We start from the raw sequence: 22,171 nt of genomic DNA, 5'->3' as shown, positions 1-22,171 counted from the left end.
GATCAGCGCATCCTTCGCTTCCCCCTCGGGAGCATCCTTCGTGGTGCTCCTTCTTTTTATTCCTGGCGGTCGCATGCGTGCGGCCGCCGCTTGTCTTCGAGGAATCACCATGCGTCGAACGACATGCCATCTCGCCGTGCACGCGGCTTGTTTTCTGCTTGGCATGGCAGGTATTCGCGCCGTGCAGGCACAGGATCAGCCGCTGGATGTTGCGAGCGGCCAGTTCCTTGCGGAAGGTACCGGCTATGCATCCGTCGTGCGTTTGTCACAGCAAAGCAATGCACATGCCGACGGACGTCTCTTGCTGGTGTTCGAGCAGCATGGCATGGCCGGCATGCCACTGTACGTAAGCAACGATAGCGGCAAGACCTGGCATTTCATGCAGAACGTTGTCGATCAGGAACATGCCGGCAATTTGGCATGGCAATTGCGCTGGCAACCGAACATTTCGGAAATGCAGCAGGGCAGTGGGGATCTGAAGCGCGGCACCTTATTGCTGGCGGCGAACGCAACCCGCAATGATGCCAAAGGGCATGTCGTGGAAGAGGACCTGCAGCTTTACACCTCTATCGATCAAGGCGAGACCTGGCACTACCGCAGCTCCATCGTGCGTGGTGGTGGTCATCCGGACGACAAGGACAACCACGGTGTGTGGGAGCCGAACGTCCATATTCTCGATGACGGCCGGATGATCGTTTATTACTCCAGCGAGCAACACAAGGACAAAGGCTTCAACCAGATTCTTGCGCATAAGCTTTCCAACGACGGTGGCAAGACATGGGGCGAGGAAGTGATGGACGTAGGCATGCCCGGCGGCGTGGAACGTCCCGGCATGGCTGTCGTGGCACGCTTGCCTGATCAACGTTACGTGATGAACTTCGAGGACATCGATGGCCCCGAAAACGGCAAGGTCCATCTGAAATTCAGTGCGGACGGCCTGCACTTCGGCGATCCGGCTGATCGCGGCATGCCGGTTCAGACCGAAGGTGGCGCGTGGCCTGCTGCATGTCCGGTGGTGAGCTGGTTTCCGGTGGGTGGGCCGCAAGGTGTGATCGTCGTATCCAGCGAACGTGCCGGCGGTAACGGCGATGCGGCGGGTCGCAGCCTGTATTGGAACAACAACGGTGGCAAGGGACCGTGGTGGGAAGCGCCGGCACCCGTGCAAAAGATTACCGGCAATATCCACGCGGGCTGGACGCAGGCGTTGTTGCAGCAGAAGGATGGCAGTTTCCTACACATCACTTCGTCGTCATCGCCTGAGCTGCAGCAAGCATGGAAGGCGGCGTACAACGTGATGTTGTACGCGGATGAGCCGCTCAACTTCCATCGCTATGAGGCGGAAGATGCTGCACGTACGAATGCTGTGGTAATTGGTAATCCGCATGCATCGAACCGGCGCATGGCGCGCGTGGCGGCAGCGCCTTACGGCAAGCTGCAGTTCGATATCCACCGTGATCGCGGTGGCGCGCATGTGTTGCGCTTGCGCTATGAGGATCTGGGTTTTCCGGCGATCCCACGAATCAGTGTCAATGGAACAGCCGTTGCTGCCGGCAGCGGCAAAGCAGACGGTCAAAGCGGTTGGATGCTGATGGATGTGAGCGTCAACTTGAAAGATGGCGACAACACCATCGTCGTGAACGGCGCAGAGCACGCTTACGATGTGGATTACATCGAAATCGAGTAGGTTGGGGTGCAAACCCCAACATCCCTATAGGCCCATACATGGCAATGTTGGGGTTTGCACCCCAACCTACGAATCAAGCTTTCCGCCGCTTGCTGCTCAGGTTTTCCTTCGTATCCGAAATCACCTTGAGCATCGCTTTGTGCGCCGCGTCGGCATCCTTGTCGCGAATGGCTTGCAACACCATGCGATGCTGCGGCAGCGAATATTTGAAGTTCACTGCGGTGTGCGCGGACATCGTGAAGTAACTGCTGAGCGCCGTTTCGATCACCGAAAACAGCGAGATCAGCAACTCGTTGCCGGTCGCGGCGAGAATCGCCTCGTGGAAGTCGATGTCGGCGGTCGTCCAGGATTCCGGGTCGTGTGACGCTTCCATGGCGTCGAATGCCAATTGCATGCGCTTCAACTGCGTAACCGAACGATGGCGGGCGGCACTTGCCGCGGCAGCCGGTTCGATGATCTCGCGCATCTCGGAAAGCTTCTGCACGAAATCCGACGTGGGCATGGAGGCGCAGCGCCAGGCGAGCACGTCCGCATCCAGTTGATTCCAGAAACGTGAATCGCGCACGCGGGTGCCAACTTTGGGTCGTGCTTCCACCAGGCCCTTGGCGGACAGCACCTTCATCGCCTCGCGCAGGGAGGTGCGGCTCACGTCCATCTCTTCGGCCATGGTCGCTTCCGGTGGCAGTACCTCGCCCTGTTTGATCGCGCCGCTGACGATGCGCTGCCCAAGCACCTGCACCACATGCCCGTGCAGGTTGCGTGCGGCCATGGGACCTGCGCCGCTGCGAACACGCCGCGTCAGCATCGGATGCGCGGTTCTCGTGGCGCCATCCCTGCTGCTTCGAAACGATGCCATTCAGCCGATCTCCTTCAATGCCACACCGTGGAAAGACCCGCCAATAGACAAACCCGATCGTTCAATAATCGCAGCGGGAAACGCGAAGCTGGAGCGCCTGGTGACGCGCTTCGGGAGATGATGCCACGTTTCCGGAGGGTGACGAGAGGCGAAGCACGCCCGGCGCCATGGTGAGGGTCAATCCGGCTGGCAGTGAATGTCCTGGCTATGACGGCTGTCCGCCCGAATGCGGCCAGGGCTGGTCCCGCTCACGCGTTTGAAAAGGCGCCGGAAGGCGGCTTCACTGCTATAGCCCAGACGCTCGGCTATCGATGCGACAGACAGGTCTGGATCGTGCAGCAGACGCTCCGCCACGTTGACGCGCCATTGTGTGACGTACTGCATGGGCGGCACGTTCATCAATTGTGCGAAGCGCTCGGCGAAGGCGGAGCGCGACATGCAGGCATGGGCAGCCATGTTCTGCATGGTCCATGGGTGCCCGGGTTCTTCGTGCACGGCCTGCAGCACCTTGCAGATGCGATTGTCGGCCAGGGCGGCAAACAGGCCTTGCTGGTCGGCATGGCGGTGGGCGTAATCGCAGACGGCAAGGGTGAACAAGGTGTCGGCGAGTTTGTTCAACAGCACCTTGCGGCCCGGCACCTCGGTTTTCGCGATCTCGACCATCATGGCCGATAGCTGCCTAAACAGGATATCGGCCTGCGCATCGCGCACCACGAAGCAGGCCGGCAAGGCATGGCTAAGCGGGTGCCGGGTGTGGCTGGCGTAGCGAAGTTCGCCGCAGATCAGGCTGGTGGTGATGTCGGCGGCTGCGTCCCGCGCGCGCAGGCGGTGTGGGTCGCCATGCGGAAATACCACCAAATCCCCGGCCTGCAAATACCATGCTTCAGCGAGGGCGTCGCTTTCGATCAGGCATTCGCCCGTGTTCACCAGGTGAAACAGGCCGTTGCCGTTGCAGGTGGCATCAGCAAACCAGGAGCCGCAGAACTTGGGTTCGGCGATCACCTCGACGCGCAGCATCGATTGGTTGAGCAAGGCTTCCAGAGCCGGCGCCACCGAGGGTGGACGTGGCATCCGGGTCAGATTGGCGTAAGCATCGACGTGCATGGACCTAACTTCCGTGACATGGCGCTTTGTCAGGTATTCGCCGGAAGTCTGTGTGGGTTACGCCTCTGCGATCGTCCAGCCGCGGATCAGTCCTGCGGCCAGCCAGCCTTGCAGCAATGCCACCATGCGCGGCATGGCGGTTGCTTCGTCGTGGTAGCCCGCCAGGCATGCGCAGAGCGTGGTGAAGGATTCACCACGGATGGCCGCGCCCAGCACTTGCCATTCGTCTTCATCCAGACGGCGGTAGTGCACCGTGGTGTCTTTGCGCCACACCATGATCTGCCGTGCCAGCGCAAAGCGGCGCAGACGTGGACGCGGCTTGCCATGGTCTGCGGCGCGGCGAAACGCGTCGGCATTGCAGCGGCAGTCCAATACGTGCAAGTTCCTCTGCAAGGAAAACTGCAGCGCGGGCCATGCATCGGGCGGTACCGCCGAGAGATCGGCCACGCTTGCGCCGGTTTCATCCGCAGCGTCGAAGGCGACGGAGATCGCCCAGTCCAAGCGCGCCATGTCCGCCAGCTGGGGCTGGTCGCGCCAGGGATGGGCATAGTCGAGAAATGCAGCAAGACCCGCGCCGTACCAGCGGATGTTGTAGTGCTCGGAGGGATGTGCGCCGATGTATTTGTCCAGCATGGTCTTGAAGCGCCGGCCAGCCATGCTGCCAAGCCCCGTGAATTCGGTTTTCAACGCGTCGCGCAGACGAATGCGGTAGCCATGCCGGTAAATCTCCAGGCGACTGCGTGCATCGGCGATGCCGTTGTCGCGAATGATCGATGGTATATGTGCGTTTTCCGCCAGGACAGCCTGCAACATTTGTTGTTGTATGGCTTGCAGGGATGTCATGCAGCATCTCGCAGCAATGGTTTGGCCAGGGAGCGCGCATGCTCCAGTTCTGCGATGAGCTCGGACAGCGGCGGAAAATGATCGTCGCGTTCGATCATGGTGGATACGCGCCCAAAGCGGCGTACCGCTTTGATATAAAGATCCCACACGGCATTGGAAACCGGTGCGTCATGCGTATCGATGATCAGCCGTTCGCCCTGTTCGTAACCGGCGAGGTGAAACTGCTGCACGCGCGAAACCGGAATGCCGTGCAGGTAGTCCAGCGCCGAAAAGCCGTGATTCATCGCGCTGACGTGTACGTTGTTGATATCCAGCAAGATCAAGCAATCGGCGCGTTCCGCGACCGCGGCGAGAAATTCCCATTCGGTCAATTGGGAATCGGCAAAGCTGACATAGCTGGACACGTTCTCCAGCAGAATGCGGCGCTTGAGACGGTCTTGCACTTGTTTGACCCGCGCGACGACGTGGTCGAGCGCTTCTTCGGTGTACGGCAGCGGCATCAAGTCATGCAGATTCACGCCTTGCACGCCGGTCCAGCAAAGGTGATCGGAAACCCAGGCCGGTTCGATGCGCCTGGCCAATGCGGCAAGCCGTGCAAGGTAATCGTCGTCCAAGGGATCGGTGCTGCCGATCGACATCGACACGCCATGCATGACCAGCGGAAAGCGTTCGCGAAAACGTTCCAGCCAGACCAGCGGCAAGCCGCCGTGCACCATGTAGTTTTCCGAAACGATCTCCAGCCATTCGATGCCGGTTGGCTGGGCGAGCAAGGTTTCGTAATGCTCCACGCGCAAACCCAATCCGTAGCCCAGGTAGGGCATGGCATCGGAGCGTTCAGTCGCGTGCATGGCCATGATGCAGATGTCCTCTTAAAGACGGGATGCACGCGTCAGAGCGTGCATCCCGCGGTGCATCACTTCTTCGCGGCGGCTTGAGCGGCTGCGCAATCGGCCTGCGTCTTCTGCATGGTGAAGCCTTGGCCCTTGCAGCTGTTCTGGCCTTTGCAGGAGTTGGTGGCCTGCTTGCAGGCGCCCTGGCCTTTGCAGGAGCTGGAGTTGACGCACTTGACCTGCGCCTGGTCGCCAGCGGCCTGGCCGGCGAAAGGTGCGGCGGAAACCGTTGCGGCAGCAAACAGACCGGCCACCATTACGGCCATGGCGCTGGCATTGACTGTCTTGACGTTCATATCTATGGCTCCAAGAAGTTGTGGGTCGCCGCATGGCGGCACAGAAAGCTCGTCCGTTGCATGCAAGCAAATTCGGACGAGGGGATTGTGCTGCTCCGGTCCATCGGTCGCTGCACCCGTGCATCCCGCATTTATGCCCGATCGTCCGGCGGATGCCAGGCAAGAAAGTCTGGACGCCTAGCTATGGAGGACATGGGTGAGCCCGCGCATCATGCGCTTACTTCCAGAGCAGGAACATGTGCAATGCGTCATTACGTGGCGACGACCGCTTCGCGTTTGCTTGGCATCCTGCATGCAGGGCGCTGGCTGGGACCGTTGGTGATACGGCTGGTGTTCGGCTACTTCTGGCTGGAGACCGGTATCGGCAAGGTGCAGAACCTGGATGGTTTCACGCAACGCTTCATCGGCTGGGGCATTCCTCACCCAGCCTTCAACGCCGCCCTGTCGGCATGGACGGAATTGCTGGGTGGCCTGCTGCTGATGCTCGGGCTGTTTACGCGCCTGGTCAGTATTCCGATGATCATCAACATGATCGTGGCGCTGGCGCTGGTGGTGTCGACTCGGCTGATGGGTCTGGACGATTACGTCGAAGCGGATGAAGTGCTCTACATCACGATCTTCTTCTGGTTTCTGATCGCGGGGCCGGGAAAGATCAGCCTGGATACGTTGATTGCGCGTTGGTTGGGTATTCGTACGCGCGATTGACGTAGGTTGGGGTGTGCAAACCCCAACGTCGCCATATCTCGAAGAGAGCGATGTTGGGGTTTGCACCCAACCTACGTCAATGCAGGAGAAAGGAAAGCAGCAACTTGCCCGCGATGCTCCACATCACCAAGGCAATCAGCACATCCAGCACACGCCACGCCATCGGCTTGCGAAACAACGGCGCCAGCAAACGTGCGCCATAAGCAAGACCAAAGAACCAGATAAACGAAGCCGTCGCAGCGCCGATGCCGAAAAACGCACGCGGCCATGGCGCAGGCCACGGCGCGGCCAGGCTGCCGATCAGCAGCACGGTATCGAGATAGACGTGCGGATTGAGCCAGGTAAAACCGGCGCAGGCGGCGAGCACCTTCCACATGCTGCCGGTGTCGCTATGCGTGTCGGCGGCAAGCACTTCCGGATGGAAGGCGCGTCGGATCGCTTTGACGCCATACCACGCCAGCACCAACGCTCCGGCGCACGCCACCACCATGAGCAGGCGAGGATGCTGGCCCACGGCGGCACCCAACCCACCCACGCCGGCCACGATCAGCAGGGCATCGGACAGCGCGCAGAACAGTGCTACGGGAAAGCGATGTGATTGCAGCAGCCCCTGGCGTAAGACGAAGGCGTTTTGCGCACCGATGGCGATGATCAGCGAGGCGCCCAGCAGCAGTCCTGCGAGGAACGGTGCGTGTGCAGAATGTGCCGCGATCAATATGCGAACTCCTTGAAGACCGGATCGACGCTGCCGTTCCACTCACCATGGAACAGCTCCAGCTTGCGTTCGGCAGGGGTCTGGTTGCTTTCGACGATCTCGATCAGTGGTTCGAGAAAGATGCTTTCGTCCGCGCCATGGCGATTGAGCCGGTTGCGGCGCTTCAAGCCGTGCGCGGCGATCTGCAGGGCCTCTCGAGCCAGATCACGCACGGTGCCGCTGCGGAACGGTAACTTGAGCGCGTGCTTGGGCACGCCATCGCGCAGTGCGTGGCGTTCTTCGCGAGTGAAATGCTCAACCAGTTCCCATGCTGCATGCAGCGCGTCATCGTCGTAAAGCAGACCGACCCAGAACGCAGGCAACGCACATAGGCGGTTCCACGGGCCACCGTCCGCGCCGCGCATTTCCAGATACTGCTTCAGCCGCACTTCCGGAAAAGCAGTGGTGAGGTGATCGCCCCAGTCCTTCATCGTGGCGCGCGTGCCGGGTAGTTCATCCAAGGTGCCGGCCATGAAGCGCTTGAAGTCCTTGCCGGCGAGATCGACGTAGCGACCGTCCTGATAGCTGAAATACATCGGCACATCGAGCATGTAGTCGACGTAACGCTCGTAACCGAAGCCGTCTTCGAAGACGAAATCGAGCATGCCGGTGCGGTCTGCATCGGTGTCCGTCCACACGTGCGAACGATAGGAGAGATAACCGTTCGGCTTGCCGTCGGTGAACGGCGAATCGGCGAACAGCGCCGTAGCGATTGGCTGCAGGGCGAGGCTGGTGCGGAACTTGCGCACCATGTCGCCTTCACTGCCGAAATCCAGATTGACTTGCACGGTGCAGGTGCGCGTCATCATGTCCAGGCCGAGCGACCCGACCTTGGGCATGTATTCGCGCATGATCTTGTAGCGGCCCTTGGGCATCCACGGCATCTCGTCGCGGCGCCACTTGGGCTGGAAACCCATGCCGAGAAAGCCCAGGCCCATGCCGTCGGCCACGGAGCGCACTTCCTCCAGATGGCTGTTCACTTCGCGGCAGGTCTGATGGATGGTTTCCAGCGGTGCGCCGGAGAGTTCCAACTGGCCTGCCGGCTCCAGCGTGATATTGGCCTTGTCCTGCACCAGCGCCACCGGTGTGTCGCCTTCGCGGAGGATCTCCCAGCCATAGCGCGAGGCAATGCCCTCCAGCAGGGCACGGATGCCGCGATCCCCTTCGAACGCGGGCGGCTTGAGATCGTCCGTGCGAAAACCGAACTTCTCGTGCTCGGTACCGATGCGCCAGGCATCGCGTGGCTTCTCGCCGGCCGCCAGGAAATCGATCAGTTGCTGGCGGCCGTAGATCGGGGTGCTTTTGACGGCACTGGGTATGGACACGGGGCAAGCCTCACGGGGATAGCCCCCGACTATGGAGGCTTCGTGTCATCGCGAAAAGGGGGTTTGTGAAAAAAATTGTACGTGACAGTACAGCTACAGCCGGGGTAGTGAAAACGGAAGAGGCGATGCAGTAAAACCCCCACATTGCGGGGGTTCAATGCCTATTCCTGCGCCGCTTTGGGCGGAAACGTCACTTGCATCCGTGCTCCTGTCCCTTCGAGCGCATCGAGGATCTGGAACCGGGCGTGATGACCGCGTGCGATCTCTTCGACGATGGCCAGACCCAAGCCGCTGCTTTGCCCGCCGCCGCCCGTGGTGCTGTAGAAACGCTCGCGCACGCGTTCGCGTTCGGCCGGGGGAATGCCGGGGCCGCTATCTTCCACTTCGAGATAGGCTGCGCCGCCGTGCAGGCCGCAGCGCAGTGTGATTCGGCCACCTTCAGGCGTGTGGCGAATGGCGTTGTCGACCAGGTTGATCAGCAGCTCATGCAGCAGCCAATGCACGCCGCGCACATGCGCCGGCGCGCACTCCGCACCCAGGTCTATCTCGCGGGCAATGGCGCGGTCGAGCATCGCATCGGCGACGGTGCCGATCAGCGCTTCCAGCTGTACATCGGTGAAGTCACCAGGGCTATGCGCGGAAGGTTCGGCGCGCGCCAGTGCCAGCAACTGGTTGGCGGTATGTGCCAGGCGATCCACGCTGCCGTGCAGGCGAGCAATCCGCTCCTGCTGTGCCTCATCGTTGGTTTCGCTAGCCAGCACTTCCAGTTGCGCTTTCAGGCCCGTAAGCGGTGTGCGCAACTGATGCGCGGCATTGGTGAGAAAGTGCTGCTGAGCCTGTGCCGCATCGCGCACGGTGACCAGCAGCGTGTTGAGCGATTGCACCAGCGGACGCACTTCGCTCGGCACGGGCTCCAGCGGCAGCGGCTGCAGCGATTGCGGTTGCCGATGCGTGATGCGCTCGCGCAGGCGATTGATCGGACGCAAGGCCACCGTAATGCCGAACAGGCATAGTCCCAGCACCAGTAGCAGTTGGATGCCATCGCTGAGGCCGATGATGGTATCCAGCCGGCGTACCGCGTGAGTACGCCGATTTACGGTTTCACCTACGGTGACAATCACTGGTTGGCCGTCTACCTGCGTGCGATAGCTGGCAATGCGCAAAGCCTGCTGCTTGTAGGTGGCATCCCCGAAGCTGAAGTCGATGGCGCTGTTGTCTTGGGCGATGGGCAAACCTTCGTCGCCGACCACGGTGCGGCCGTCGGGTAGGCTGATGCGATAGAGAAAGCTGTCGCGTGCGCCAGGAAACAGCCGCCGCCAGACCGCGGGCCCATTGCGGGCAACGAAATGTTCCGGTGGTTTGTCGTGATCACCGAAAACATCGTCGGGCGGTGGTGGCGGTTCTGTGCCGGGAAGATGCAGCGGTGGACCGAATTCCTGTTTTTCCAGACGGAGCTGCCCGTCCTGTCCGCGTTCCAGATGCGCGGCAATCGCCACGGCCGTGTGGGAGAGCGCGCGGTCAAAGGCGTCATACAGTGGCGTCACAAAGGTCTTGTGGTCTGCCCAGACGCTCGCTACCAGCAGCAGCACCAGCGGCAGCAGCAGGTAGACGAGCAATCGCCCGCGAATGCTCGGCGCGCGCCGGAGTCTTGAGCCTATGGCCATGTGCCGGTTAGTCAGCGCTAAACATCATCAAGACGATAGCCAAGGCCGCGGATGCCACGCACCGTGGCAGCCTCGCCCAATTTTGCGCGCAAGCGCGACACATGCACTTCGATCGCGTTGCCGGAAATTTCTTCGTCCCAACTCACAATCGCCTGAATCAGTCGTTCCTTGCTCACCACGCGACCGCTGTGATGGGCCAGGCATTCCAGGATCGACCACTCGCGCCGTGTCAGTTCCAGCACGCGTCCGCCGTCATCGATGGCGCGACGGCCGGCCAGGTCGATACGCAGGCGTCCCACCACCATTTCGTTGGCGGTGGCGGCGGTGGCGCGGCGGATCAGGGCGCGGCAGCGCGCCGCCAATTCCGGCAAGGCAAAGGGTTTGACCAGGTAATCGTCCGCACCCAGATCGAGCGCGTTGACGCGATCGTCCAGGCCGTCACGGGCCGTCACGATCAGCAGCGGCAATGAGCTGCCATCACGGCGCAAGCGGCGCACCAGGGTGAAACCGTCTTCGCCAGGCAGGCCCAGATCGACGATGGCCAGATCGTAATGCGTGGTATCCAGGCGGGATTGGACGGATTCGGCATCGGTTACTGCATCCACCACGTAGCCGGCGGTGGCCAGGCCGCGGACGATGGCATCGGATACCAGGGGGTCGTCTTCAACAAGCAGTATGCGCATACGGCTGAAAGTGTGTGAGATCGCAAGATCGTATCAGTTAACGCCGCGCCGATCTGTCATGCAATACGACCGGTTCGCGATGATGACGACGGGCAATGTGCCAAGCAGGCGCGACATTCCCTATACCGGCCCGCTTTTTTGTGCCTTGGACCCATCACGGTATGGCAAAAAAGAAAGCCGCCTTGCGGCGGCTTTCTTTACGCACTTTTTATGGCGCTCAACGCTTCATCGAATTGAAGAACTCGTCGTTCGACTTGGTGTTCTTCATCTTGTCGAGCATGAATTCCATGGCGGCCAGTTCATCCATCGGATGCAGCAGCTTGCGCAGGATCCAGATCTTGGCGAGCAGGTCCGGCTCGATCAGCAGATCTTCGCGGCGTGTGCCGGAACGGTTGATGTCGATGGCCGGATAGACGCGCTTCTCGGAGATGCGGCGGGACAGGTGCACTTCCATGTTGCCGGTGCCCTTGAACTCTTCGTAGATCACCTCGTCCATCTTGCTGCCGGTGTCGATCAGCGCGGTGGCGATGATGGTGAGCGAGCCGCCTTCTTCCACGTTACGCGCGGCGCCGAAGAAACGCTTCGGACGCTGCAGTGCGTTCGCATCCACACCGCCGGTGAGCACCTTGCCAGAGCTGGGCACCACGGTGTTGTAGGCGCGGGCCAGGCGGGTGATCGAGTCGAGCAGGATGACTACATCCCGCTTGTGTTCGACCAGGCGCTTGGCCCGCTCGATCACCATTTCGGCGACCTGCACGTGACGCACGGCCGGTTCGTCGAAGGTGGAGCTGATCACTTCGGCGCGCACGGTACGGGCGATTTCAGTCACTTCCTCCGGACGCTCATCGACCAGCAGGATGATCAGGTGCACATCCGGATGGTTGTATTGGATGGCGTGCGCGATGTTCTGCAGCATCATCGTCTTACCGGACTTCGGCTGCGACACGATCAGGCCGCGCTGGCCACGGCCGATCGGTGCGACCAGGTCGAGAATGCGCGCGGTGATGTCTTCGGTCGAACCGTTGCCGCGTTCCAGGTGGAAGGCCTTGCGCGGGAACAGCGGCGTCAGGTTCTCGAACAGCATCTTGTTCTTCGATGCTTCCGGCGGATCGCCGTTGATGTCGTCGACCTTCAGCAGCGCGAAGTAGCGCTCGCCTTCCTTCGGATGGCGCACGCGTCCGGTGATGTAGTCGCCGGTGCGCAGGTTGAAGCGGCGGATTTGGCTGGGCGACACATAGATGTCGTCAGGGCCGGCCAGGTAGGACTCGTCGGCCGAGCGCAGGAAGCCGAAGCCATCCTGCAGGATTTCCAGCACGCCTTCGGCCCAGATGCCGCCGCCCGAGCGGGCGTGGGCCTTTAGGATGTTGAAGATGACGTCCTGGCGGCGCTGGCGCGCGACACCTTCCTGGATGCCGAGCGATTCGGCGAATTCCAGCAATTGAATGGGGTTCTTGCGTTTGAGCTCGGTGAGATTGATGACGCGGTCGTTGCTGCCGATGTCGGCATTTTCGTCATCCACCGGCAGGCCGTGCGGATTGCGCGGCGGGCCGCCCGGGCCTTGCGGACGCTGGCCACGCTCGTGACGGCGGCGGCGGTTGCGGTCATTGCGGTCGTTTCGATCATTGCGACGATCGTTGCCGCCGTGTTGCCCCTGGTTCTGCGGCTGGCCACCGCCGTTTCCGTTGCCGCCCTGCGTGTTTTCGCGGGCTTCAGTCGCCTCACCGCTGGGACCGTTGCCGTAGCGCAGCGGTTCCTGGGCGGGGACTGGTGCTTCGGAGCGTGTTTCGGCAGGAGGCGCTGAGCGCTCGACGAATTCGGTCCGCGCTTCGGCTGGCCGTTCGGCGGGAGGGCTGGCCTCGCTGGCGGCCGCGCTGGATCGGCGGGGCGAACGAGTACGAGTAGGGGTTTCACTCACAGGTTTGGCGTCGGCGCGGACAGCGTCGGAAGAATCTTTGCTTTCGATATCGGACACGGGCAAACCTCACGGGGCGCCGTTGATGACAGGAGGGAGGACGAGCGTTGCGCGGAATGCGCGAGAGGGCAGGACAGCCCCAACTGAAAAGAATCTAGCACCCGTCGCGCAGCCCCGTAAAGGGTGGCTGCAGCGACGGATTATACAACAGCTATCAGATGGCCTTGTCGATCATCTGCTTGAGTTGCCCCTTGCTGACGGCGCCGATCTGGGTGGCTTCCACCTTGCCGTTCTTGAACACCATCAGGGTGGGAATGCCGCGCACGCCGAAATTGCGGGGGGTTTGCTGGTTATGGTCGATGTTCAGCTTCACCACGCGCAGCTTGCCCTGGTAATCCTTGGCCAGCTCGTCCAGCGCCGGGGCGATGGCCTTGCAGGGTCCGCACCACTCGGCCCAGAAATCGAGCAGTACAGGGGTTTCGGACTTCAGCACTTCGTGGTCGAAGGTGTCGTCACTCACATGGGTAATCAGTTCGCTCACCGTGGGTCTCCGAAGGTAAGGCGGGTGGGGTTAAGACCGCGTGCCGATCATCAGCTACACTAGTGAAGTGCCCATGGGGCGCGGGGTCGATCCGGTCAGTGGAGTCAGTGCCGTTGCGGCATGTATTCCATTCCAGCCTAAGTCGGGCCGCGATTCAAGCGATTCAAGGGCACCCGCACGGTCCGGCTGGCATAGGTGAAGCCGCTTTACAAGCCGTTTCACCTATGCTGGCGGGATGTTGCTGCGCTTTCGGCGCCTTGCATCCAGCGCGCCGCATCCATCCACCCGTCCCAAGGTTGCCAGACTGACTGCGGGACCGGGCCAAAGCGCTTGGTCGCCGGCCCGTATCAGATTCCCATTCATGTCCCAAACCGTACTCACTGAAACCTTCTTTACCCAATTCGACTTGCATCCGCTGCTGCAAAAAGGCCTCGACGAAGCCGGCTTTGCACGCTGCACGCCCATTCAGGCGCTGACCCTGCCGACAGCCCTTACCGGCCGCGACGTTGCCGGACAGGCCCAGACCGGCACCGGCAAGACCTGCGCCTTCCTGGTCGCGCTGATGAACCGCCTGCTCAGCCAGCCGGCGGTGGCCGAACGCAAGGATTCCGATCCACGCGCCCTGGTGATCGCCCCCACGCGCGAGCTGGCGATCCAGATCGAGAAAGACGCCAAGAACATCGGCCGCTACACCGGCTTGCGCACGGCGCTGATCTACGGCGGCGTCGATTACGACAAGCAGCGCCAGCTGTTGAAGGATGGCTGCGACATCATCATCGCCACGCCCGGCCGGCTGCTCGACTATTACAAGCAGAACGTATTCGGCTTCAACGGCGTGGAAGTGATGGTGATCGACGAAGCCGATCGCATGTTCGATCTCGGCTTCATCAAGGACGTACGCTTCATCTTCCGCCGCCTGCCGGCGCGCGAGCAGCGCCAGGTGCTGCTGTTCTCCGCCACGCTGTCGCATCGCGTGCTGGAGCTGGCTTATGAGCACATGCACAACGCCGAGAAGATGGTGGTGGAGACCGACAACGTCACCGCCGATCGCGTGCGCCAGCAGGTGTACTTCCCGGCCAAAGAAGAAAAGATGCCGCTGTTGCTCAACCTGCTTGAGCGCACCAAGGCGGAACGCAGCATCATCTTCGTCAACACCAAAGCCGCTGCCGAGCGCATCACCGAGCGCGTCAAACGCCAGGGTTATCGCGTCGGAGCGTTGTCCGGCGACGTGCCGCAGCTCAAGCGCCAGAAACTGCTGCAACGCTTCCAGGATGGCCAGCTCGACGTGCTCGTGTGTACTGACGTCGCCGCGCGTGGCCTGCACATTCCAGCCGTAAGCCACGTGTTCAACTACGACTTGCCGCAGGATGCCGAGGATTACGTGCACCGCATCGGCCGCACCGCGCGCCTGGGTGCAGAGGGCGATGCGATCAGCTTTGCTTGCGATCTGTATGCGATGTCGTTGCCGGATATCGAGGAGTACATCGGGCAGAAAATTCCGGTGGCCAATCTTGAGCCGGAACTGCTGGTGATGCCGACACCGAAGCAGATCGATCCCCAATTCGCTGCCGAGGCCGCTTCAGACAGCGCGGAATTCGGTGACAAGGTGACGCCGCGCAACGACAGCAAACCATCTGGTTCGCGTGGCCGTCGCGGTGGTGGGCGCGGAGGTGAGGGTTCGTCCGGGCAGCGTCGTGATGATCGTCCGCGCAAGCCACGTGAGGAGCGTGTCGCTCATACGGACAACGCCAAACCTTCCGTGCAACCAGCCACGGCGTCTGCGCTGGAAGGCGCAAGCGGCGAAAGCAAGCGTCGCCGTCGTCGTGGCGGTCGCGGTCGTCGTCATTCGGGCGCCGCTACACCGGCAACGGAAGTAGCCGTCAACCAGGTCGCTACGGCAAGCACCAACCGTCCCTCGCGCCAGGTGGTGGCGCAATCGCCATCCGGTCCGCAGGCGGCCCCGCAGAAACTTGGTTTCTTCCGCCGTATCGCGCGGCTGTTTACCGGCCGCTGAATTACGACGTGCGTTGCCATCGATTGGCTGGCAACGCACGCGGCAAACCTGCACACAACACCGATCCTTCCCGTATCCTTGCGGCCATCCAAGGCTCTAGGACGGGGAACGCGTGATCCGCTTCGATCAAGTCAGCAAGCGTTACGAAGGGGGGCATGAAGCCCTTTCGCAGCTTACGTTCGAAGTCGCCAAAGGCGAGATGGCTTTCGTCACCGGGCATTCCGGTGCAGGCAAGAGCACCTTGCTCAAGTTGCTGGCGCTGATCGAACGCCCATCGCATGGGCACATCTCACTGGATGGCCAGAACCTGGCCAAGATTGGTCGGAGCGGCATTCCCAAGTTGCGCCGCAGCCTTGGCATGGTGTTCCAGGATCACCGCCTGTTGATGGATCGCACGGTTTTCGCCAACGTCGAACTGCCGCTGGTGATCGGCGGCATTGCACCACTGGAGCGCGGGCGCCGCGTGCGCGCAGCGTTGGAAAAAGTCGGCCTGCTTGATTACGAACGCCAGCTGCCCGTGTCGCTGTCCACCGGCGAACAGCAGCGCGTGGGTATTGCCCGCGCGATCGTTGCCAAGCCGGGCGTGCTGATTGCCGACGAGCCTACCGGCAACCTCGATCCGCAATTGGCGGTTGAAATCATGAGTCTGTTCGCCGAGTTCCAGCAGGTTGGCACAACCGTGCTGATCGCCAGCCATGACCTGCCGTTGATTAAACGCATGAAGAAGCGAGTGGTCGTGCTGGATCACGGCCGGCTGGTTGCCGACGTCGCCGCGGAGGAGGTGCTGTGAGCACACCGACCGAAACACAGGCACCCGCAACGGCACGTAGTGAGCGCAGCCATCGCCATCCGTTCTCCAGCTGGCGCGAGCACCATGGTTGGAGCGCGGGTGACAGCCTGCGGCGTCTTGCTTCCAAACCGGTCGGCAGTTTGCTCACCATCGCCGTGATGGGTTTGGCGTTGGCGTTGCCGCTGGCGTTCTACTTGTTGCTCTCCAACGCGCAATCGCTTGGCGATGCGCTGGGGCGTAACCAGGTCATCAACGTGTTCCTGAAAACCGATCAGGTGACAGGCAACGCGCAATTGCTGGCCAAGCAGATCGGTCAGCATGACGGTGTCGCGAACGTCACCGTGAAGTCGCCGCAGCAGGCTATGGATGAGCTCAGCAAGATGCAGGGCTTCTCCGATGCCTTGCGTGCGCTGGACGACAACCCGCTGCCTTTCGTGCTCGAAGTGCAGCCGCAAGACGGGATTTCTGCCGATGCGGCCAGTCGGCTGGTGGCCGATTTGCGCGGCATGCAAGGCGTGGACATGGTGCAGGACAGCGGTACCTGGCGGCAGCGGCTGGATGCGCTGCTGGGCGTGGGCAATCGCGTCGTGCTGATCTTGGCGGCCTTGTTCGCGCTGGCGGTGTTGCTGGTGGTCGGCAATACAGTGCGCGTGGACATCACCAGCCGTGCCGAAGAGATCGGCGTGCTGAAGCTCATTGGTGCGAGCCGTGCGTTTGTGCGCCGTCCGTATTTGTATGCGGGCATCTGGTATGGCTTGTTCAGCGGTGTACTGGCGGTGGGTCTGGCCCTGGCGATCGAGTTTGCGCTGGTCGAGCCGGTGACCAAACTCAGTCAGGTTTACGAAGGGAAGCTGCGCGTAGCTGGCCTTCCACCGTGGTTGCTGGTGGCGGTGCCGGTGGCTGCTGCCTTGCTGGGCTGGCTGGGCGCGCGCCTGGTAAGTGCTTGGCAGCTGCGAAAGGCTGCCTAACTTTGCTCGCCTTCCGCGCGAGAAGAGGGTTGGCCTGAAAGGCCAGTCTCGCGTCAATCCCGGCCGGAACAGCGAGCGGTGAAGCCGTTCGCACCCCATTTCTACTGTTCTGGGTCAACATAGCGGTCATTTCTTTAGGGCTGGATAGAATAGGCCCTACAGGCGCAGGGGATGCCTGCCGAACTAGCTATGCATGGAAGCCATGCAAGACCGGGATGTGGGGAATTTGATGAGTGCAAGTATCAGCAGCCGTGATCTCAGCGCGGCACCGCGCGTGCTGGTGGTGGACGGCTCCAAGGTAGTCCGCCAGCTGATCTCGCGCGTGCTCCAAAAAGAATTGCCGCAAGCGGAAGTGGTGGACTGCGGCACCGGTGCCGACGCACACAAGCTGCTTCAAAGCGGTGTGTTCGACTTCATCACCATCTCCTTGCGCTTGCCCGATATGGACGGGCTGGAGTTAGCGCGCTACGTACGCGAGTCCGCGCCGCAGATCTACGTGCCGATCGTGGTTGTTTCCGGCGATGTGGACGACCGCCTGCATCGCCGTGCGCTAGGCGAACACGTCACCGATTATTTCGACAAATCACTTGGCTTTCAGGCGCTGGCGGAATTCATCCGCGGCTACGTGCGTCCGGAAAGCGCCGCCGAGGGCGTGGTGCTGTACGTGGAAGACAGCCGGGTGGTCGCACTGGCTACGCGTCGCATGCTGGAAAAAATCGGGCTTACCGTGCGCCACGTGGTGAGCGTGGAAGACGCGCTCGCCTTGCTGGAAACCGAACGTGCACAAGGCGTAGTCGGCGCGGATCTCGTGCTTACGGACGTGAGCCTCAAGGGCGAATTGACGGGCGGCGATCTGCTGCAGCGCATTCGTACCGAATTCGGCTACGGCAAAGGTAAGCTCCCGGTGCTGGTGATGACCGGCGATGAGAATCCCGACAACCAGGCCGCGCTGATTCGCGCCGGCGCCAACGACCTGGTGGAAAAGCCGGTCGAAGAAAGACTGCTGGTCACCAAATTGTTGTTCCAATTGCGCGTGGCACAGCATCTGCGTGCGCGGGAGAGCGCAGGGGTCCCCTGATCTCCTATGATGCGGGAATGGCGATCGAACAACCTGCAGCCCCGATGAGCGACGAAGAACGGATCAAGCTCGAGCCATCCTGGAAAAACCGCATCGGTGATTACCTGCAACGTCCGGACATGCGCGCGCTGTCCGAATTTCTGCGTGCCGAGAAGCGCGCAGGCAAGGTGATCTATCCGCCCGGCCCGGAGATCTTCAATGCCTTCAGGCACACACCGTTCGAAGCGGTACGTGTGGTGATCCTGGGGCAGGATCCCTACCACGGCCCGGGCCAGGCGCATGGTCTGTGTTTCTCGGTGCGGCCGGGCGTGCCAGCGCCGCCGTCGCTGATCAACATCTTCAAGGAAATCGAGCGCGACCTAGGCATCCCCTTTCCCGACCATGGCTGCCTGACGCCCTGGGCGGATCGCGGCGTACTGCTGCTCAACGCCGTGCTCACCGTCGAGCGCAGCCTGGCCGCCTCGCATCAGAGCAAGGGCTGGGAAGGGTTTACCGATGCGGCTATCGACGCCCTCAACCGTGAACGCGAGGGCATCGTCTTCATGCTGTGGGGCTCCTACGCCCAGCGAAAGGGCCAGCTCATCGATACCCGCCGCCATGCGGTGCTGAAGTCGGTGCACCCTTCGCCGCTGTCCGCCCATCGGGGCTTTTTGGGCTGCGGGCACTTTTCCGCCGCCAACCGGTATCTGCAGGCCAACGGGCAGGCGCCGATCGACTGGTCGCTGCCGCCGCGAGCCCAATTGGGAGAGGTCTAGCGCGGCCCCCGCGCCAGACCAACCTCTTGTTGACCTCTTTCAGACCCCTCATTCACGGGTCACAAGTCACGCTTGAAGTTTGTTTTCCCGGCATCCACCCACATGGACAGACCCGGGGTAGTTCGTGTACTATGCGGTACACAAAAGGCGCCGGAACTCATCAGTGCCTTTAGCACTCCAAGTACCCGAGTGCTAAGCTCACCCCATCTTTCAGGAGGTTCCAACATGTCCCAAGCCTTGGTGACGGCCAATCTGCCGGTTCCTAGCGTCGTTGGCAGCCTGGACGCCTACATCTCCGCCGTGCACCGCATCCCGGTGCTCAGCCAGGAGGAAGAACAGGAATTGTCGCGCCGGTACCAGCAGGAGAGTGACCTCGCCTCCGCCCGCAAGCTGGTGATGTCGCATCTACGCTTCGTGGTCCACGTGGCACGTGGCTACAACGGCTATGGCCTGCAGCTGTCCGATCTCATCCAGGAAGGCAACATCGGCCTGATGAAGGCGGTCAAGCGCTTCGACCCCGACCAGGGCGTCCGCCTGGTCAGCTTCGCGGTGCACTGGATCCGCGCCGAAATGCACGAATTCATCCTGCGCAACTGGCGCATCGTGAAGGTGGCGACCACCAAAGCGCAGCGCAAGCTGTTCTTCAACCTGCGCAAGAGCAAGAAGCGCCTGGGCTGGATGAATGCCGAGGAAGTGCGCATGGTCGCGAAGGACCTGGGCGTACCGGAAGCCACCGTGCGCGAGATGGAATCGCGCCTGTCCGGTCGTGATATCGGCTTCGAAGCCCCGGCAGATGCCGAGGAAGATGCCAAGCCCGCACCGGAAGCCTTCCTGATCGACGAAGGTGCTGACCCGTATGACAACGTGGCCGACGCCGACCAGACCGACAATCAGCTCGACACCTTGTCGAGCGCGCTGGAGAAGCTGGACGAGCGTTCGCGCGACATCATCCAGCGCCGCTGGCTCAACGAAGAAAAGGCCACGCTGCAAGATCTTGCCGATGAGTACGGCGTTTCCGCCGAGCGCATCCGCCAGGTCGAAGCCAATGCCATGAAGAAGATGCGCGCGCTGTTCGCTGCCTGAAGCGGCACTGACACGCACGACTTGAACGGCCTCCCTCGTGGAGGCCGTTTTGTGTTTAAGTCCGCGTGGATTTACCGCCTGGACGGCTCATGCCCAACATTCTGGTCATCGAAGACGACGAGATCACCGCACGCGAAATCGTGCTGGAGCTGGCCGCGCACGGTATCAGCGCCGACCGTGTGCATGACGGGCAGCAGGGTTTCCAGCGTGCGCTGGAGCCGCATTACGACGCGATCACGCTGGACCTCATGCTGCCTGGCATGGACGGCCTCACCCTGGTCAAGCAACTGCGTGAGCGCGGCATCACCATACCGGTGCTGATGATCAGCGCGCTCGGTGATGTGGACGAACGCGTGCGCGGTCTGCGTGCCGGCGGCGACGACTACCTCACCAAGCCGTTTGCGCCGGACGAAATGGCCGCGCGCATCGAGGTGCTGCTGCGCCGACACCGGCAGGAGCACCCCGCGCAAACCAAGCTGCGTGTGGCGGACCTGGAACTGGACATGATCACGCGCACCGCGCGCCGTGGACCGCGTGAATTGACCTTGCTGCCTACCGAATACCGCCTGCTGGAATTCCTTATGCGTTATCCGGGCCAGGTGCTCACGCGCGCGATGATATTCGAAAGCGTGTGGGGCCTGCGCTTCGATCCAGGCACGAACCTTATCGACGTACACATTGCACGGCTGCGGCGCAAAGTTGATGGCGATGGCGATTCGCCTTTGATCCGCACCGTACGCGGTTCCGGATATCGCGTTGGCTAGTCCAGGCAAAAATTGGTCGATCCACTGGCGCAACACCACCTCGCGCCTGCTGCTCGCCTACGGCGTGTTCTTCGTGATCTGGGGCACGGTGCTGCTGGGTTTCATCTACTGGGAAACTAGGCACTACCTGGAAAATCGTACCGATACACAACTCCGGCAGCAGGTGGGCTATCTGCGCGGCCTCGACGAAGAGCACATGCTGGTCGCGTTGAACGACTACGTCGTGCTCGAAGAAACCAACTACAACGCCTGGGGTTTATTCGATGCCCATGGCAAGTGGCTATACGGCGACATCCTGCAGATGCCACCCGGCGTCAAACCTGATTCCCTGACCTTGCGCCTGCCGACCGAACAGGTAGTAAGCGGTCCCTTCGCACCCAAAACCTCGAAGCTTTCGGTGATCGCTGCGCGCCTCGGGAATGGCGAGGTGCTGGTGCTCGCGCACACCACGCGTATCGCGGCGCAAGTAAGCAGCATCACCTGGCATGCGCTGGGGTGGGGACTTTCGTTCACGCTGGTACCGGGCCTGATCGGCGGCCTGATCCTCAATCGCGCACCGCGCCGCCGTATACGGCAGATCGAATCGGCCACCCGCGTGATCATGCAGGGTGATCTGCGCCGACGCCTGCCTGTCAGCAATCGTGGCGATGAATTGGACCGCCTTGCTGCCATCGTCAACGACATGCTCGATCAGATCGAACGTCTGATGGGTGAAGTCAAAGGCGTGTGCGACAACATCGCGCACGATCTGCGCACGCCGCTGACGCGTTTGCGTTCACAGCTGTATCGCGTCGAGCAGCAGATGAAGGAAGACGATCCGCATACGGCATTGGTCGAGCAATGCGTCAGCGATATCGACGAAGTGCTTGCGCGCTTCCGCGCGCTGCTGCGTATTTCCGAACTGGAAGACCGGCGCCGGCGCGAAGGTTTCATCGCCGTCGATCTGGGGCAGACGCTGCAGCACGTGCACGAGCTTTACGCACCACTAGCCGAAGACCAGTCTTTGCGGTTTGTACTGGAAGCCGATCCGGACCTGCTTGCACAGGCCGATCCGGATCTCCTGTTCGAAGCCATCGGCAACCTGGTCAGCAATGCCATCAAGTTCACGCCGCAAGGCGGTAGCGTGCTTCTGAGCGCAAAGCGCGCCGAACCCGGCATGGCGCATATCGAGGTGGCGGACAGCGGCCCCGGCATCCCTGAGGCACAGCGCCACGCAGTATGGCAACGCTTCTATCGGGGCGAAGGTGGGCTCGATACCGCCGCGGGCCATGGCCTGGGCCTGAGCATCGTTGCGGCAATCGCCAAGCTGCATGATTTCGATCTGCGCATCGAAGGCGGGCAGGGCGGTACGCGAATGGTGATGGCGTGCCGCCTGCTGTAGGTTGGGGTGCAAACCCCAGCATGCCGCGGTGACAAGCACGGCGGTGTTGGGGTTTGCACCCCAACCTACAGCATCGAGCAA

General features: G+C 61.7%; 22 protein-coding genes. 10 read left to right on the top strand and 12 right to left on the bottom strand.

The features are described 5' to 3' along the window. The first annotated feature begins 109 nt into the window (after positions 1 to 109). Complete coding sequence (locus IEX75_RS06640; protein ID WP_229720666.1) at positions 110 to 1,684, top strand: exo-alpha-sialidase; 1,575 nt, start codon at positions 110 to 112, stop codon at positions 1,682 to 1,684. Positions 1,685 to 1,757: 73 nt separating this feature from the next. Here the strand turns inward: IEX75_RS06640 and IEX75_RS06635 are convergent, their stop codons facing one another. From IEX75_RS06635 to bufA2, 5 genes are all read right to left on the bottom strand, one after another. After that, positions 1,758 to 2,453: a FadR/GntR family transcriptional regulator gene (locus IEX75_RS06635; protein ID WP_229720665.1), complete on the bottom strand. Its 696-nt coding sequence runs from the start codon at positions 2,451 to 2,453 to the stop codon at positions 1,758 to 1,760. A 264-nt stretch (positions 2,454 to 2,717) separates the two neighbouring features. Continuing rightward, entirely contained in the window at positions 2,718 to 3,644 is a 927-nt protein-coding gene (locus IEX75_RS06630) for an AraC family transcriptional regulator (protein WP_188793447.1), read from the bottom strand. A gap of 57 nt (positions 3,645 to 3,701) precedes the next feature. Further along, positions 3,702 to 4,487 (bottom strand): HvfC/BufC N-terminal domain-containing protein, encoded by a 786-nt coding sequence (locus IEX75_RS06625; RefSeq protein WP_188793446.1) that lies wholly within the window; start codon positions 4,485 to 4,487, stop codon positions 3,702 to 3,704. Then, positions 4,484 to 5,341, bottom strand: coding sequence for an MNIO family bufferin maturase (gene bufB, locus IEX75_RS06620; protein WP_188793445.1), 858 nt, complete (start codon positions 5,339 to 5,341; stop codon positions 4,484 to 4,486). Before bufB ends, IEX75_RS06625 begins: the two co-directional genes overlap by 4 nt. 59 nt (positions 5,342 to 5,400) lie before the next feature. Beyond that, on the bottom strand, positions 5,401 to 5,673 hold the full coding sequence (bufA2, locus tag IEX75_RS06615) for a BufA2 family periplasmic bufferin-type metallophore (protein ID WP_188793444.1): 273 nt from the start codon (positions 5,671 to 5,673) through the stop codon (positions 5,401 to 5,403). Positions 5,674 to 5,916: 243 nt separating this feature from the next. Between bufA2 and IEX75_RS06610 the strand changes: the two genes are divergently transcribed. After that, on the top strand, positions 5,917 to 6,378 hold the full coding sequence (locus IEX75_RS06610) for a DoxX family protein (protein ID WP_188793443.1): 462 nt from the start codon (positions 5,917 to 5,919) through the stop codon (positions 6,376 to 6,378). A gap of 76 nt (positions 6,379 to 6,454) precedes the next feature. Here the strand turns inward: IEX75_RS06610 and IEX75_RS06605 are convergent, their stop codons facing one another. The 6 genes from IEX75_RS06605 to trxA form a co-directional block, all read right to left on the bottom strand. Then, complete coding sequence (locus tag IEX75_RS06605; protein WP_229720664.1) at positions 6,455 to 7,093, bottom strand: LysE/ArgO family amino acid transporter; 639 nt, start codon at positions 7,091 to 7,093, stop codon at positions 6,455 to 6,457. Continuing rightward, positions 7,090 to 8,457, bottom strand: a complete 1,368-nt coding sequence (locus tag IEX75_RS06600; RefSeq protein WP_188793442.1) for a glutamate--cysteine ligase — start codon at positions 8,455 to 8,457, stop codon at positions 7,090 to 7,092. Before IEX75_RS06600 ends, IEX75_RS06605 begins: the two co-directional genes overlap by 4 nt. Positions 8,458 to 8,618: 161 nt before the next feature. After that, on the bottom strand, positions 8,619 to 10,121 hold the full coding sequence (locus IEX75_RS06595; protein WP_188793441.1) for a sensor histidine kinase: 1,503 nt from the start codon (positions 10,119 to 10,121) through the stop codon (positions 8,619 to 8,621). Positions 10,122 to 10,138: 17 nt separating this feature from the next. Next, a complete protein-coding gene (locus IEX75_RS06590) occupies positions 10,139 to 10,804 on the bottom strand; it encodes a response regulator (protein WP_188793440.1) in 666 nt (221 codons plus the stop codon). Between the two features lie 217 nt (positions 10,805 to 11,021). Next, a complete protein-coding gene (gene rho, locus IEX75_RS06585) occupies positions 11,022 to 12,776 on the bottom strand; it encodes a transcription termination factor Rho (protein ID WP_188793439.1) in 1,755 nt (584 codons plus the stop codon). Positions 12,777 to 12,930: 154 nt separating this feature from the next. Further along, positions 12,931 to 13,257, bottom strand: a complete 327-nt coding sequence (gene trxA, locus IEX75_RS06580; protein WP_126685018.1) for a thioredoxin TrxA — start codon at positions 13,255 to 13,257, stop codon at positions 12,931 to 12,933. Positions 13,258 to 13,618: 361 nt separating this feature from the next. On the opposite strand from trxA, the gene IEX75_RS06575 reads away from it, so the two are divergent. From IEX75_RS06575 to ung, 5 genes are all read left to right on the top strand, one after another. After that, complete coding sequence (locus IEX75_RS06575; RefSeq protein ID WP_188793438.1) at positions 13,619 to 15,271, top strand: DEAD/DEAH box helicase; 1,653 nt, start codon at positions 13,619 to 13,621, stop codon at positions 15,269 to 15,271. A 112-nt stretch (positions 15,272 to 15,383) separates the two neighbouring features. Beyond that, entirely contained in the window at positions 15,384 to 16,061 is a 678-nt protein-coding gene (ftsE, locus tag IEX75_RS06570; RefSeq protein WP_188793437.1) for a cell division ATP-binding protein FtsE, read from the top strand. Then, complete coding sequence (gene ftsX / locus IEX75_RS06565; protein ID WP_188793436.1) at positions 16,058 to 17,029, top strand: permease-like cell division protein FtsX; 972 nt, start codon at positions 16,058 to 16,060, stop codon at positions 17,027 to 17,029. Before ftsE ends, ftsX begins: the two co-directional genes overlap by 4 nt. A gap of 229 nt (positions 17,030 to 17,258) precedes the next feature. Further along, positions 17,259 to 18,107: a response regulator gene (locus IEX75_RS06560; RefSeq protein WP_188793435.1), complete on the top strand. Its 849-nt coding sequence runs from the start codon at positions 17,259 to 17,261 to the stop codon at positions 18,105 to 18,107. Positions 18,108 to 18,151: 44 nt separating this feature from the next. Beyond that, the gene (gene ung, locus IEX75_RS06555; RefSeq protein WP_188794352.1) at positions 18,152 to 18,862 is read left to right on the top strand and encodes a uracil-DNA glycosylase; all 711 of its coding nucleotides are present in this window, start codon (positions 18,152 to 18,154) and stop codon (positions 18,860 to 18,862) included. A 52-nt stretch (positions 18,863 to 18,914) separates the two neighbouring features. Here ung and IEX75_RS24420 read toward each other — a convergent pair whose 3' ends face one another. Then, the gene (locus IEX75_RS24420) at positions 18,915 to 19,004 is read right to left on the bottom strand and encodes a hypothetical protein (RefSeq protein WP_423373123.1); all 90 of its coding nucleotides are present in this window, start codon (positions 19,002 to 19,004) and stop codon (positions 18,915 to 18,917) included. 83 nt (positions 19,005 to 19,087) lie between these two features. On the opposite strand from IEX75_RS24420, the gene rpoH reads away from it, so the two are divergent. From rpoH to IEX75_RS06540, 3 genes are all read left to right on the top strand, one after another. Beyond that, positions 19,088 to 19,945, top strand: coding sequence for an RNA polymerase sigma factor RpoH (gene rpoH, locus IEX75_RS06550; protein ID WP_188793434.1), 858 nt, complete (start codon positions 19,088 to 19,090; stop codon positions 19,943 to 19,945). Between the two features lie 89 nt (positions 19,946 to 20,034). Next, positions 20,035 to 20,709 (top strand): response regulator transcription factor, encoded by a 675-nt coding sequence (locus IEX75_RS06545; protein WP_188793433.1) that lies wholly within the window; start codon positions 20,035 to 20,037, stop codon positions 20,707 to 20,709. Next, the gene (locus tag IEX75_RS06540) at positions 20,702 to 22,090 is read left to right on the top strand and encodes an ATP-binding protein (RefSeq protein WP_188793432.1); all 1,389 of its coding nucleotides are present in this window, start codon (positions 20,702 to 20,704) and stop codon (positions 22,088 to 22,090) included. Before IEX75_RS06545 ends, IEX75_RS06540 begins: the two co-directional genes overlap by 8 nt. Positions 22,091 to 22,171 lie beyond the last annotated feature (81 nt).

This window comes from Dyella nitratireducens (assembly GCF_014642835.1).
Taxonomy (GTDB): Bacteria; Pseudomonadota; Gammaproteobacteria; order Xanthomonadales; family Rhodanobacteraceae; genus Dyella_B; species Dyella_B nitratireducens.
The sequence above is the reverse complement of the archived record's forward strand: the minus strand, read 5'-3'. Positions and strand labels throughout refer to the sequence as shown.

Bases quoted from the DNA above. Each gene is read 5' to 3' on its own strand.
- IEX75_RS06640 (WP_229720666.1), top strand. From the start codon at position 110: ATGCGTCGAACGACATGCCATCTCGCCGTGCACGCGGCTTGTTTTCTG.
- IEX75_RS06635 (WP_229720665.1), bottom strand. From the start codon at position 2,453: ATGGCCGCACGCAACCTGCACGGGCATGTGGTGCAGGTGCTTGGGCAG.
- IEX75_RS06630 (WP_188793447.1), bottom strand. From the start codon at position 3,644: ATGCACGTCGATGCTTACGCCAATCTGACCCGGATGCCACGTCCACCC.
- IEX75_RS06625 (WP_188793446.1), bottom strand. From the start codon at position 4,487: ATGACATCCCTGCAAGCCATACAACAACAAATGTTGCAGGCTGTCCTG.
- bufB (WP_188793445.1), bottom strand. From the start codon at position 5,341: ATGGCCATGCACGCGACTGAACGCTCCGATGCCATGCCCTACCTGGGC.
- bufA2 (WP_188793444.1), bottom strand. From the start codon at position 5,673: ATGAACGTCAAGACAGTCAATGCCAGCGCCATGGCCGTAATGGTGGCC.
- IEX75_RS06610 (WP_188793443.1), top strand. From the start codon at position 5,917: ATGCGTCATTACGTGGCGACGACCGCTTCGCGTTTGCTTGGCATCCTG.
- IEX75_RS06595 (WP_188793441.1), bottom strand. From the start codon at position 10,121: ATGGCCATAGGCTCAAGACTCCGGCGCGCGCCGAGCATTCGCGGGCGA.
- IEX75_RS06590 (WP_188793440.1), bottom strand. From the start codon at position 10,804: ATGCGCATACTGCTTGTTGAAGACGACCCCCTGGTATCCGATGCCATC.
- IEX75_RS06575 (WP_188793438.1), top strand. From the start codon at position 13,619: ATGTCCCAAACCGTACTCACTGAAACCTTCTTTACCCAATTCGACTTG.
- IEX75_RS06560 (WP_188793435.1), top strand. From the start codon at position 17,259: ATGAGTGCAAGTATCAGCAGCCGTGATCTCAGCGCGGCACCGCGCGTG.
- ung (WP_188794352.1), top strand. From the start codon at position 18,152: ATGAGCGACGAAGAACGGATCAAGCTCGAGCCATCCTGGAAAAACCGC.
- rpoH (WP_188793434.1), top strand. From the start codon at position 19,088: ATGTCCCAAGCCTTGGTGACGGCCAATCTGCCGGTTCCTAGCGTCGTT.
- IEX75_RS06545 (WP_188793433.1), top strand. From the start codon at position 20,035: ATGCCCAACATTCTGGTCATCGAAGACGACGAGATCACCGCACGCGAA.